The sequence below is a fragment of the Aquabacter sediminis genome, from assembly GCF_028863665.1.
Lineage (GTDB): Bacteria > Pseudomonadota > Alphaproteobacteria > Rhizobiales > Xanthobacteraceae > L1I39.
The window spans coordinates 92,503-105,448 of record NZ_JARBFX010000007.1; the positions used below are offsets into that span (position 1 = coordinate 92,503).

Genomic DNA, 12,946 nt, shown 5'->3' on the forward strand with positions numbered 1-12,946 from the left:
GCTCCGAACTGGGTCGGAGGATCGCAGATCACGGCTTAAAGATCGACCCTCCGCGCCCTTGTTCCTCCGCGCTGCCGCGCGGAGGCCAGCTAACGGTTACCGTCCCCAGGATTCACACAAGAGGTCCTACCCCTCCACCGCCCGGGCGCCCGCGCCTTGGCGGCGGGCATAAGTGACGAGCAGAGCGAGCGCCGCCGGCGTCATGCCTTCCATGCGCCCCGCCTGCCCCACCGTGCGGGGGCGGACGCGGGCGAGCTTCTGCTTCAGCTCGTTGGAAAGGCCCGGCAGGTCGGCATAGGTCAGGTCATCGGGCAGGATCAGGCTCTCGTCGCGGCGCAGCGTGGCGATGTCCGCCGCCTGCCGGTCCAGATAAACCGCATATTTGGCGTCGGTCTCCAATTGCGCGGCGATGGGCGCGGGGATGGCGGCGAGTTCCGGCCAGATGCGGGCCAGGCGCGCCAGATCCGTGTCGGGATAGGCGAGCAGGTCGAAGGCGGTGCGCCGCTGGCCGTCCTTGTTGAGGACGAGGCCATGGGCCGCCGCTTCGTTGGGGGTGAGCGACAAGGAAAGGGCCTGCGCCCGCGCCGCCTCCAGCGCCGCCATGCGGGCCTCGAACACCGCGCGGCGCTTTTCCCCCACCAGACCCAGCGCCAGCCCGCGCGGGGTGAGGCGCTGATCCGCATTGTCGGCGCGGAGCGTCAGGCGATATTCGGCCCGCGAGGTGAACATGCGATAGGGCTCGGTCACGCCGCGGGTGACGAGATCATCCACCATAACGCCCAGATACCCTTCCGCCCGGTCGATCACGATCCCCTCCCCGCCCCCGGCGCGGCGGGCGGCGTTGAGGCCGGCGATGAGCCCCTGGGCGGCGGCTTCCTCATAGCCGGTGGTGCCGTTGATCTGCCCGGCCAGGAACAGGCCGGGCGCGCGCTTCACCTCCAGGGTGGCGGCAAGCTCGCGCGGGTCCACATGGTCATATTCGATGGCATAGCCAGGCCGCTTCACCCGCACCTTTTCCAGGCCCGGAATGGTGGCGAGGAACAGATGCTGTACCTCCTCTGGCAAGGAGGTGGACATGCCGTTGGGATAGATGGTGTCGTCGTCCAGGCCCTCCGGCTCCAGGAAGATCTGGTGGCCGTCCCGATCGCCGAAGCGCACCACCTTGTCCTCGATGGAGGGGCAATAACGGGGCCCGGTGCTTTCGATGCGGCCGGAATACATGGCCGAGCGGGAAAGATTGGCGCGGATCACGTCATGGGTGGCGGTGGTGGTGCGGGTGATGCCGCATTCCACCTGGGGATTGGGCAGATGGGTTGTGAGAGCGGAGAAGGGCTCCGGGTCTTCGTCCCCCGGCTGCATGTCCAGGCTCGCCCAGTCGATGGTCGTGCCGTCGAGACGGGGCGGCGTGCCGGTCTTGAGCCGGCCAAGGGTTAAGCCCAGCCGCGCCAGAGCGTGGGACAGACCCAGCGCCGGCTTCTCGCCGATGCGGCCAGCGGGAATCTGCACCTCGCCCATATGAATGAGGCCATTGAGGAAGGTGCCGGTGGTCAGCACCACCGCCCCGCAGGAATAGCTGCGTCCATCCCCCAGGATGAGGCCGGTGACGCGGCCCTCGGTGACAACGAGGTCGTCCGCCTCCCCTTCCAGGATGGTGAGGTTCGCTTCCTCGGCGAGCGCCGCCTGCATGGCGCGGGCGTAGAGCTTGCGGTCCGCCTGGGCGCGGGGGCCGCGCACGGCCGGGCCCTTGCGGCGGTTCAACAGGCGGAATTGGATGCCGCCTTGGTCTGCCACCCGGCCCATCAGGCCGTCCAGCGCATCCACCTCGCGCACCAGATGCCCCTTGCCGAGGCCGCCAATGGCCGGATTGCAGGACATGGCGCCGATGGTGGCGGCGGTATGGGTGACCAGTGCCGTGCGCGCGCCGAGCCGCGCGGCCGCCGCCGCTGCCTCGCACCCCGCATGGCCGCCGCCCACCACCATCACGTCGAACATCATCGCAGCTCCCATGGAGCGCCGTCCCTTCCGCCATCCGCCACGCGCCGCGCCTTGGGGCGCATGGCTTTTCATCGCTTGCGGGAGGAGGAAACCCAGTTTCGCGGCGGGGTCAAGGCAGCATTCGCCATTGGGGGTGCGGGAGGAACTCGTTGGGCGCCCCCCCAACGCATGGGCAGAGCACCACTGAAAGATTTCATAACAAACATAGGTGGTGAACAAGATGAGCCGATTAGGTCATCGCCGGCTTCCTAACCGAACCTTCTACCAGACGGTTCATTTTGGCGAAATCGTAAGTCTCCGAAAGAAGACTTCTTGCCTTCTCCATGCTTTTGTCTTGAGAGCGTTGGGAAGTTGCCGCATTCTGGCGCGACAAGACCGGCCATTCGATCAGGCGCCAGCGAACCGGCGCCCCAAGCTGGAGACGGCGACCATGACCACCGATCCCGATCCCAAGGCCCTCTCCGCGCAGGGCGCCCCGGATGCTCAGACAGACACCGAAGCTGCGTCCGACGCCCGCCCCCTCACCACCGAGGAAGGGGCGGACGTGGCCGGTGGCTTTCCCATCAACCCGAAGGTTTTTCCCGAGGCCCAGCGCGCCACCATCATGCGCCTGAATGGGTGGGACGCGGACCACGGGAAGAAGAAATAGCCGCCTCATGACCGGGCTCTTCAGCTGAGCCATCCCTCGTGCCGGACACGCGATCGCAATCGCCCGCCTAGTTCTGAAGGAAACAGCCATGACCGAACCTGCACAGGCCCGCCCTCCCTTCCCCGGGGGACCCAACGCGGCAGCCCACGCGACCCCACTCTCGTCAGAGCAGCAGGAACGTGTGTTCGCCGGCAACGTCATTTGGGGCTGGACCGCCGAGCAGGCCCAGAAGGCGGCGCGCGAGCGCGAAGAGAGATGGCAGAACATCAAGAACTGGTTCAGCAACCTGTTCTGAGCCCGATCCCCCCTGCGCCGTCGACCGCTGCACCGCAAGCCCTGGCGCGCGCCTCATGCCCCGGAGACATTCCATGACCAACTCCCCCAACCGCGCCTCCAGCCCCTCCCCCGCCCGGCCCTTGACCTCCAGCCAGGAGGAACAGGTGGCGGGCGGCGTGCTCATCAATCACGGCCCCCGCACCCCCGAGCAGCGGGAGCGCGACAAGGAAAACCGGCAGGAGATGCAGGGCACCTGGCAAGGCATCAAGACCTGGTTCGGCAACCTGTTCTGAGAATCGGCCTCACAGCTTGCGCATCGACCCGCGATTTGCCCCCCATAGCAAAGGACGACGTGGCATGGCCAAGGCGACATCTACCCCAAATGAGACCGGACAGAATTATCCGCTGACCGCCGAGCAGGAGGACCAGGTGTCCGGCGGGCACCGACCGGCCAATCCGGTGGTGCTGGAGCAATGGAAGAAAGACCAACGCCGGAAGCAGGAGAATTGGGAGAGCGTCAAGAACTGGTTCAAGAATCTTTTCTGATTATCGGCATCACAGCCTGCGCCCCACCCCGCGCCGAGAGCGCCTGCCCCGTTCCTGAAGCGCGCCTGCCCACACGGTGGCCGCGCCGTGGACGGCTGCCCCTTACCGCCCTAGAGTCCGGCCAGCCGGACCTGCGGGTCGGTGATGGGGGCAAATGATGAAGAGCGGCATGGATTTGCGCGTGCGGAGCCTACCGCGCGCGGGGGGAGAGAGGGTTCCGGCCCGACAGACGTCACGCGGCACGGCGCCCGCCACACGGTCGGCTGCGTACCTGGCGCTCGGCGCGCTCCTGGCGCTGGGCCCCGCGGCCAACGTCCTCTGCAGCGGGACGGCGGCCGCGCAGGAAAAAGCAGCCCCTCCCCCCGCCACGTCCCCCATCAGCGCGCGCGGCATCTTCCTGCCTGACGCGCCCTTGCGCGATCTGGTGCGCCCCATCTTCGCCATCGACACCGGCCTCGTGGACGAGATCCGCGTGGAAATGGACGATATGGTGAAGAAGGACCAGGTGCTGCTGACCCTGCGCTCACCCGATCTGGAGCGCAGGATTTCCGCCGCCCGCAGCATCGTCAGCCAGCGGCAGGCGCATCTGCGCATCATCACGCAGGCGGTGGAGGAACTGGACGCCGCAGTCCGCCAGGCGGAAAGCACGCGCCGCACCCAGGTGGAAGAGGCGCTTGCCATCCTGCGCAAGCAGAAGGAGGAGTTCGCGGCCTTCGTGGACGCGCGCAACAAGCTGCTCGCCAAGGGCCACGAGACCAACCTCTCCAATTATGAGTTCCGCTCCCGCTACGACCAGATGATCCTGGACATCAACCGCCTCCAGGTGGATCTGGCGGATAGCCAGATGAAGACGGCGGATGCCCGGGAGGGCCATGTGCTCGACCTGGTGCGCGCCCGCGACCAGGTGGACGAGCAAGCCTCCCGCCTCGCGACGCTGGAGCGGCAGTATGAGGAGATGAAGGAGGTCCGCGCGCCGCGTGATGGGCAGGTGAACTCTATCTATGTGTCCATTGGGGCTTCGATCACCCCCCGCGACGTGCTGATGACCCTCTCCAACACAGCGCCCACCTTGAATGTCTTTGCACTGGTGGATGCGCAGGACGCCCCCCTCGTGCGCCCCGGCATGACCGCCCAGATCACCCCTGCCCACGCCCACCTGCCCGCCCCGCTCAAGGCAACGGTGAGCTATGTCTCGACCACGCCCGTGGCCCGCAAGGAGATCGAGGCGATCCTCTTCGATCCGGACCTCACCGCTTTTCTCACCGAGGGCCGCACCGTCTTTCTGGTGGTGCTGCGACCTGAACCGGCGGTGACGCCGACGGCCAATGACGCTATTCGGTCCGGCGTCGTGGCGCGGGTGACATTTAGCCGGTAAGCGGTCGGCATGCTCGGTGGCCGAGCCTCGCAGTGCGGGGCGGATGTTTCACGTGAAACATTGGCGCGCCAGCGCGCAAAAAAAGGGCCGGTCCCAGCCGGCCCTTTTCTGCAGTCCTTCGGCACCTCTATTCGGCTGGCACCACCCGCGACCGACCGAAGGTGAACCGTCGCCCGAACCGCTGGCCGGGCTGCTCCACCAGGAAGAAGGTCAGGCTCGCCAGCGCCACCGTCCCGGCGAGGATGAGCGCCGCCTTGGGCAGCGCCGCCGCCGGCAGGAGACCAGACGCCCCCAGCACCCCGATCACGGCGGGATGGCCGAGATAGATGGAAAAGCTGATGAGGCCCAGATACTGCGCCACCGCATTCCCCAGCAGCGCATTCATCACCACGGACCGCCGGCTGCCCAGCGTGACCCAGGCGAAAGCCGCCAGCGAATAGGCCAGGAACTCGGCCTTCAGCGCGCCGGCCTGCACGCCGGGAATGAAGGCCACGGCCACCAGGGCTGCCAGGCCGCCCACCAGCGCCGCATCCCCCGCCCAGCCCGGGGCCTTCACCACCTCCCGCAGGCGGAAGGCGGCCAGGCCCAGCGCGAAGCAGAAGGCATAAGGGATCGGACTCCAGATGAAGGCGAGGCCCGCATAGTCCCGCGGCACCGGCAGCCAATTCAAGTGCGACAGACCCAGCCGATAGAGGGCGAACCCCGCTCCCACCACCAGCGCCACCCGCAGCAGGGTCCGCGCCCAGACAAGCACCAAGGGCAGGACGAGGTAATAGACCATCTCGATGGGCAGCGACCATTCCGCCTCGATGAGCGAATTGGCGATGCGATAGTCGAGGAAGCTCAGGAAGCTCACATGCATGAGCACGTTGTAGAGATTGGCCGGGGCGTGAAACACCGCCGCCCATCCTGACGGCGGCACGAGCCCCGCCGCAACGATGGCGATCCAGGCGTAATAAAGCGGCGCGATGCGCCAGAAGCGCCGGCCGAGATAATCGCCATAGGAGCGCGCCGTCAGATAGGAGGCGCTGACGCTGAAGCCGGAAATGACGAAGAAGACATAGACGCCCCCGCGCCCCGCCATCTCCACCCACGCCGCCCCCGCGGGCCCCAACTCCTTCAGCCCGGCACCGCCCGCATGGAGCAGCACCACGGCCAGGGCCGCGAAGGCCCGCAGACCCGTAATGAAACGGGTCTCTCCGTAATCCTTGATCATGTCACTCTTCCCACACCGGGGAAGAGCTTAGACCGAAACACTTCAGAAACAGAAATCAACGTTGGGAAACGGATGTGTCATCCGCCCGCACGCGGATGTTTCACGTGAAACATTCCCGGCGGCGGGAGCGAGAGGGTGCCGGATGTTTCACGTGAAACACGCACCCTGCGCTGTCACTTCCCAATGCAGAAGGTGCGGAACAGCGCGTCCAGCACATCCTCCACATCCACCCGCCCCACCACGCCATCCAGCGCACGCGCCGCGAGCCGCAATTCCTCGGCCAGGATTTCCTCGGAGGCACCCTGCCCGCCCCACAGCAGCGCTCGGTCCAGATGCGCCACCGCACCGCGCACCCCCGCCACTTGCCGCGCCCGCACCAGAAGCGCCGGCTCGCCACCGGCCAGTGCAGATGCCCGCTCCGCGATGTCAGTCACGAGATCCTCGATCCCCTGCCCCGTGGTGGCGGAGATGGCCAGCGCCTGCCCCTCGGTCCGCTCGGGCAGAAGGTCCGCCTTGGTGCGCACCCGGAGCGCATCGGAAAGGTCCGCCGGCGGCTCTTCGTCATCGGAGGAGAGCCACAGCACCAGATCCGCGCTCCCCGCACGGGCCCGGGCGCGGCGGACGCCTTCGGCCTCCACCACATCCTGCGTCTCGCGGATGCCGGCCGTGTCCACCAGCGTCACCGCCTGCCCGGCGAGATCCAGATGCACCTCGATGGCATCACGCGTGGTGCCCGGCACGGGTGAGACGATCGCGGCCTCACGCCCGGCGAGGCGGTTCAGAAGGGTCGACTTGCCCGCATTGGGCGGACCGGCAATGGCCACCACCAGCCCGTCCCGCACCCGCTCACCCCGCCCCGCATCGGCGAGCGCCAAGGCCAGTTCGGCGCGCAGCGCGGCCGCCTCGCGCACGGCGGGGCCGGCCAGGTCCTCCGGCACGTCGCCTTCGTCGGTGAAGTCGACGCTCGCCTCCACAAGCGCCAGCGCCCGGATGAGCCGCGCCCGCCAGCCCTCCACCGCGCGGGAGAGCAGCCCGCCCGCCTGGGCGAGCGCCTGCCGGCGCTGGGCGTCCGTCTCGGCGGCGATGAGATCGGCAAGGCCCTCGGCCTCGGCCAGATCCATCTTGCCATTGGCATGGGCGCGGCGGGTGAACTCGCCGGCCTCGGCGGGGCGGAACCCATCGAGCCGCCCAAGGGTTTCCAGGAAGCGGGCCACCACCGCCCGTCCGCCATGAAGATGGAATTCCGCCGTGTCCTCTCCGGTGGCGCTGGCGGGGCCGGGAAAGACCAGCACCAGCCCCCGGTCCAGCACGCTTCCGTCGGCGGGATCGCGCAGCACCCCATAGCGGGCCATGCGCGGCGGGGGCACGATGCCCAGCAGCGCCTGCGGCGCGGACAAGGCGGCCGGCCCGCTGACACGCACCACCGCGACCCCGCTCGGCAAACGACCGCTGGACAGGGCGAAGATGGTGTCCGATGACCGTGACATATGTTCTCCTTCCGGCCGCAGCGCCGGCCAACCCCGGAGCCGACCATGAGCGAAAACCGCCTGGCCGCCGAAACCAGCCCCTATCTTCTCCAACACAAGGACAATCCCGTCCACTGGTGGGCCTGGGGTCCGGAGGCTTTCGCCGAGGCCCGCCGCACCGGCAAGCCCGTCCTGCTATCGGTCGGCTATGCCGCCTGCCACTGGTGCCATGTGATGGCCCATGAGAGCTTCGAGGATGAGGGCGTCGCGGCGGTGATGAACCGCCTGTTCGTGAACATCAAGGTGGATCGGGAAGAGCGCCCGGACGTGGACCAGATCTATATGTCCGCGCTCCACCAACTGGGCGAGCAGGGCGGCTGGCCGCTGACCATGTTCCTGGATGGCGAAGGCGCCCCCTTCTGGGGTGGCACCTATTTCCCCAAGACCGCCAAATATGGCCGCCCCGGCTTCACCGATGTGCTCACCCAGGTGGCGCAGGTCTATGCCGAGAGCCCAGACAAGGTGCAGCACAATCGCGACGCCATTCTCGGTCGCCTGGAGGCCTCCGCCCGCCCCAAGGAGGCAGTGACCATCGGCCTGAAGGACCTGGACAAGGCGGCGGGCCAGATCGCGGATCTGTTCGACCGGGCCCATGGCGGCCTGCGCGGCGCGCCCAAATTCCCCCAGTGCGGGCTGATGGAATTGCTGTGGCGCGCGGGGGATCGGACCGGCACGGAACGCTTGAAGGCGGTGGCCGCCTTCACCCTCAACCGCATGTGCGAGGGTGGCATCTATGATCATCTGGGCGGCGGCTTTGCCCGCTATGCGGTGGATGAGGCCTGGCTCGTCCCCCATTTCGAAAAGATGCTCTACGACAATGCCCAGCTCCTGGAGCTGCTGGCGCTGGCCTATCAGGAGACCGGGGACCCCCTCTTCCGTGCCCGCGCCACTGAGACGGTGGGCTGGCTGCGGCGGGAAATGACTACGGCGGAGGGTGCCTTTTCCGCCTCGCTGGATGCGGACAGCGAGGGCCATGAAGGCAAGTTCTATGTCTGGACGGCGGACGAGATCCGGCAGGTCCTGGGCGATGCGGACGCGGAATATTTCGCCGGCTTCTATGACGTGACGCCCGAAGGGAATTGGGAAGGCACCACGATTCTCAACCGCACCCGCGTCGGCGATGTGGAGGCGGAGGACGAGGCGCGCCTTGCCCCCCTGCGGGAAAAGCTCCTCGCGGCCCGCGCGCACCGCGTGCGGCCGGGGCTCGATGACAAGGTTCTGGCGGACTGGAACGGCCTCATGATCGCGGCGCTCGCCCGCGCCGGCGCGCTGCTGGGTGAGGCTGATTGGGTCGCCATGGCCGAGCGTGCCTTTGAGGCAGTGTGCCGCCTCATGGGCCAGGCCAATGGCGGGCTGCGGCTCGGCCATTCCTGGCGGGCGGGCAAGCTCGTCGGTCCCGGCCTTGCCACCGACCTTGCCGCCATGGCGCGAGCGGGGATCGCGCTGCATGAGGCCACCGGTCGCCCGGAGCCGCTGGCCACCGCCGCCGCGCTTCTGGAGGCGCTGGAAGCGCACCATCTGGACCCCGCCACCGGCACCTATTTCCTCACCGCCGATGACGCGGACGGGCTCATTCTGCGCCCCTCCTCCAGCCATGACGAAGCGCTCCCCAACCACAATGGGGTCGCGGCTGATGCCCTGGTGCGGCTGGCTGCGCTGACCGGATCGGACCAATTGCGCGAGCGGGCGGACCGCATCCTCATCGCGCTGTCGGGTGCGGCAGCGGCCAATCCGCTCGCCCATGGCGCCCTGCTCAATGCGCTGGATACGCGCTTGCGGCTGATGGAGGTGGTGGCGGTGGGCGCGGCGCGCGACGACTTCGCCCGCGCCGCGCTTGGCCAGCCCTTCCTCGACCGGGTGGTGATGCGCCTCGCCGCGGGGGCGGATGCGCCGCCCAACAGCCTCGCCCGCGCCCAGGCGGAGGCCGCACCCGCCACCGGAGCCGCCTTCGTGTGCGCGGAGGGGCGCTGCTCCCTCCCGGTCACCGACCCGGACGCCCTCCCCGCCGCCATGGCGGCAGCACAGGTCAAAACGGCCCGTCCGAGCGGACGCTGAAACGCCATAGCCCGCCAGATGGCCAGAAATGGCCGCTGGCGGGCGTTTGTGTTCGGATGAAGAATGGATCGGAAGACCACCGACTTTGCCGCTGGTGACCTTCCTATTTCATCAACTTTTCGGAGAGTCGCGGTTGTAATACGACTTTCAGATGTGACCCGCGGCGACCGGTGCCACGGCAGCCCCCGGGGCCTGCTGTACCGACCCCGTGCCATTGCCCACCGTCTCACGGGGCGCGCCGGCGAGCAGAGTTGCACCTTCCGCCCGGTGACCCTGCCCGCGCAGGATGTCGAGGGTCACCCGCTCCACCACCGTGGCCCAGCGGTACCATTTCAGCGCGGCCATGCGCGCCCGCTCCGCTTCCCGACGGCCGGGCACTTCGAGCGCCTCGATGCCGGCGGCCAGATCGATCCGGTCGGTGAAATAAAACCCGTCCTCGCCGAGAATCTCCCGCGCCACCGCCGTGTCGCGGGCCAGCACGGCCATGTGGTGGGAGGCGGCCTCCAGCACCGGCAGGCCGAAGCCCTCCGCCAGAGAGCCGAACAGCAAGGCGTGGCTGCGATCATAGAAGGCGGCCAGTCCGGCATCATCGATGTCGTCCAGCCAGAACAGCTTGCGGCCATACCAGGGCGAGGCGCGGATCACGTCCACCGGCTCCTCGCTCATCCAGCCGCGCCGGCCGATGACCACGAGAGGCCGCTCATAGCCGGCGTCCCACAGCATCTCGAAGGTGCCCACCGCATCCCGATGGCCCTTCTTCGGCTCCAGCGTGCCCACCATCAGCCATGGCTGTTGCGCCAGCAGGGTGGCCGCGTGCTCCTCCAGCCGGGCGAGCCTGGAGCCCACGCGCACGGGCGCTGGGTCGAAACCATTATAGGCGATGGAGCCGGTGACGGCCTTGCGGTGCCAGGCGGCGAAGGTGCTCACCTCGGCCAGGGTATAGGCGGAAATGCAGTAATAATGGCTGACGATGTCGAAGGAGCGGGCGAGCCGCTTCGCGAAGTCCCAGCGCCAGGGATATTCGTAGAAGGTGGGCAACGTCACCGGCAGGATGTCGTGGACCAGGAACACCACTTCGGCGCCGGCATCGCGGGCGGCCGCGTAGACCTCCATGTCCATCTCGTGCCAGTAGCCGGGAGCGAACAGCACGTCGCCCCGGCCGGGCACCACGGCCTCGCCCAGTTCGCGCTGGCGTTCAAAACTCTTGCGAGTGTTCGGCACCAGCTCGGCGCACCAGGTGGAAAAACGCTGGACGGCGCGCTTCACGGCCTTGGTGGGCACCAGGGCCGCCAGCAGGCCAGCCGCCTCCTTGAGCACCCGCGACACATAGCGCAGCACTTCCAGGAGAATCTTGCCGCGCTTGGGAATGTCCTGGCGAACCGGAACGGCCTGCGCGGGGTCTTCCTTGCGCACATGGAAGATCCCATCGGGCGCGACTTCCACGGCGAGGATCTCGACGCCGGCGGCGGCCGCCACGGCCCGTCCATGGGTCACGTATTTCTCGACCACGCGGGGAATGCCGGTGGGCGTGGGATCAGGGGAAATGTGCGAGCAATCGACGATGATGCGCCGGATCGTCGTTCCGGGCCCGTCACTCACGGCTCGCAGCGGCGACACATCCATCGATCGCACATCTCTCTCGATCAATAAGGTCACCCGCCCGCTGCATCCAAGCCGGCCCCCCGCCCGCCGAATGCCTCAGCTGCATTGCACTGCAACCCTCATCAGGGCTTACAGGAGCCGCTACATGCGGTCAAATGACCATGTCTTCACACAAGGGCCCACCAGAAGATTGAAATTGCCTTTCCGCACCAATGGCCGGCAGGCCGGTACAAAAAAGTCGGGGCAAGACCCGTAGGACTATACCCCGACCTGGGCTTTCAACTGGACAAGGCGCGCCTTCCCTTTCGGGAGGCCCTCAGGTGTTCATGGAATCGAAGAAGTCCTGGTTGGTCTTCGTCTGCCGCAGCTTGTCGAGCAGGAACTCGATGGCGTCCACGGTGCCCATGGGATTGAGGATACGCCGCAGCACATACATCTTCTTGAGCACGTCGGCCGGAACCAGCAGCTCTTCCTTGCGGGTGCCGGAGCGGGTGATGTCGATGGCCGGGAAGACGCGCTTGTCGGAGACCTTGCGGTCCAGGATCACCTCGGAATTGCCGGTGCCCTTGAACTCTTCGAAGATCACCTCGTCCATGCGCGAGCCGGTCTCGATGAGCGCGGTGGCGATGATGGTGAGCGAGCCGCCTTCCTCGATATTGCGCGCCGCGCCGAAGAAGCGCTTGGGCCGCTGGAGGGCATTGGCGTCCACGCCGCCGGTCAGCACCTTGCCGGAAGAGGGCACAACCGTGTTGTAGGCGCGGCCCAGGCGGGTGATGGAATCCAGGAGGATGACCACGTCGCGGCCATGCTCCACCAGGCGCTTGGCCTTCTCGATGACCATCTCGGCCACCTGCACGTGGCGGGAGGCGGGCTCGTCGAAGGTGGAGGAGACCACCTCGCCCTTCACCGAGCGCTGCATGTCGGTGACTTCCTCGGGGCGCTCGTCAATGAGCAGCACGATCAGGAAGCACTCGGGATGGTTGGCGGTGATAGACTTGGCGATATTCTGGAGCAGAACCGTCTTGCCGGTGCGCGGCGGGGCGACGATGAGGCCGCGCTGACCCTTGCCGATGGGCGAGACGATGTCGATGATCCGCGCCGAGAAATCCTTCTTGTTGGAATCCTCGAATTCCAGCTTCAGGCGTTCGTCTGGATAGAGCGGCGTCAGATTGTCGAAATTGATCTTGTGCCGGGTCTTTTCCGGGTCCTCGAAATTGATGGTGTTCACCTTCAGAAGGGCGAAATAGCGCTCACCTTCCTTGGGAGACCGGATCTGGCCGTTCACCGTGTCGCCGGTGCGCAGGCCGAAGCGGCGGATCTGCGAGGGCGAGACATAGATGTCGTCGGGACCGGGGAGATAATTGGCATCCGGCGAGCGCAGGAAGCCGAAGCCGTCCTGGAGCACCTCGACCACGCCTTCGCCGATGATTTCGGTTTCGCTGGCGGCCAATTGCTTGAGGATGGCGAACATGAGCTCCTGCTTGCGCAGGGTGCTGGCGTTCTCCACCTGGTTTTCCTCGGCGAAGGCCAGCAGCTCGACAGGGGTTTTGGACTTGAGATCCTGGAGTTTCACTTCCCGCATAAGGGAAAGCCTCGAAATCTTGAATTGCGCCGATGGCACCGCGCGGAGCGCCGTGGCGTGAGGGAAGGGACGGGGGATCGCAGGTCTTCAGGAAGGCCTTATGGCGTGGCCTTGCCTTGCGTAC

Annotated in this window: 11 protein-coding genes; 6 read left to right on the forward strand and 5 right to left on the reverse strand. The window is 67.2% G+C overall.

The window, feature by feature from the left end:
* Positions 1-126 precede the first annotated feature (126 nt).
* The gene (gene mnmG, locus PV781_RS15660) at positions 127-2,007 is read right to left on the reverse strand and encodes a tRNA uridine-5-carboxymethylaminomethyl(34) synthesis enzyme MnmG (protein WP_274776569.1); all 1,881 of its coding nucleotides are present in this window, start codon (positions 2,005-2,007) and stop codon (positions 127-129) included.
* Positions 2,008-2,425: 418 nt separating this feature from the next.
* Here mnmG and PV781_RS15665 point away from each other — a divergent pair, with 418 nt between their 5' ends.
* The 5 genes from PV781_RS15665 (at position 2,426) to PV781_RS15685 (ending at position 4,841) form a co-directional block, all read left to right on the forward strand.
* Positions 2,426-2,644, forward strand: a complete 219-nt coding sequence (locus PV781_RS15665; RefSeq protein ID WP_274776570.1) for a hypothetical protein — start codon at positions 2,426-2,428, stop codon at positions 2,642-2,644.
* Between the two features lie 88 nt (positions 2,645-2,732).
* Positions 2,733-2,939, forward strand: a complete 207-nt coding sequence (locus tag PV781_RS15670; protein WP_274776571.1) for a hypothetical protein — start codon at positions 2,733-2,735, stop codon at positions 2,937-2,939.
* Between the two features lie 73 nt (positions 2,940-3,012).
* On the forward strand, positions 3,013-3,213 hold the full coding sequence (locus PV781_RS15675; protein WP_274776572.1) for a hypothetical protein: 201 nt from the start codon (positions 3,013-3,015) through the stop codon (positions 3,211-3,213).
* 64 nt (positions 3,214-3,277) lie between these two features.
* Complete coding sequence (locus PV781_RS15680; RefSeq protein WP_274776573.1) at positions 3,278-3,466, forward strand: hypothetical protein; 189 nt, start codon at positions 3,278-3,280, stop codon at positions 3,464-3,466.
* Between the two features lie 412 nt (positions 3,467-3,878).
* Complete coding sequence (locus PV781_RS15685) at positions 3,879-4,841, forward strand: HlyD family secretion protein (RefSeq protein WP_274776574.1); 963 nt, start codon at positions 3,879-3,881, stop codon at positions 4,839-4,841.
* Positions 4,842-4,968: 127 nt separating this feature from the next.
* Here PV781_RS15685 and PV781_RS15690 read toward each other — a convergent pair whose 3' ends face one another.
* On the reverse strand, positions 4,969-6,057 hold the full coding sequence (locus tag PV781_RS15690) for an acyltransferase family protein (protein WP_274776575.1): 1,089 nt from the start codon (positions 6,055-6,057) through the stop codon (positions 4,969-4,971).
* Positions 6,058-6,230: 173 nt separating this feature from the next.
* Positions 6,231-7,544 carry a tRNA uridine-5-carboxymethylaminomethyl(34) synthesis GTPase MnmE gene (gene mnmE / locus PV781_RS15695; protein WP_274776576.1) on the reverse strand — a complete coding sequence of 438 codons (1,314 nt, stop codon included), beginning with the start codon at positions 7,542-7,544 and terminating at the stop codon, positions 6,231-6,233.
* 45 nt (positions 7,545-7,589) lie between these two features.
* Here mnmE and PV781_RS15700 point away from each other — a divergent pair, with 45 nt between their 5' ends.
* Positions 7,590-9,638: a thioredoxin domain-containing protein gene (locus PV781_RS15700; RefSeq protein ID WP_274776577.1), complete on the forward strand. Its 2,049-nt coding sequence runs from the start codon at positions 7,590-7,592 to the stop codon at positions 9,636-9,638.
* Between the two features lie 147 nt (positions 9,639-9,785).
* On the opposite strand, the gene PV781_RS15705 is transcribed toward PV781_RS15700, so the two are convergent.
* Positions 9,786-11,237 (reverse strand): glycosyltransferase, encoded by a 1,452-nt coding sequence (locus PV781_RS15705; protein WP_274776578.1) that lies wholly within the window; start codon positions 11,235-11,237, stop codon positions 9,786-9,788.
* Positions 11,238-11,556: 319 nt separating this feature from the next.
* Positions 11,557-12,822 carry a transcription termination factor Rho gene (rho, locus tag PV781_RS15710; protein WP_209104350.1) on the reverse strand — a complete coding sequence of 422 codons (1,266 nt, stop codon included), beginning with the start codon at positions 12,820-12,822 and terminating at the stop codon, positions 11,557-11,559.
* Positions 12,823-12,946 lie beyond the last annotated feature (124 nt).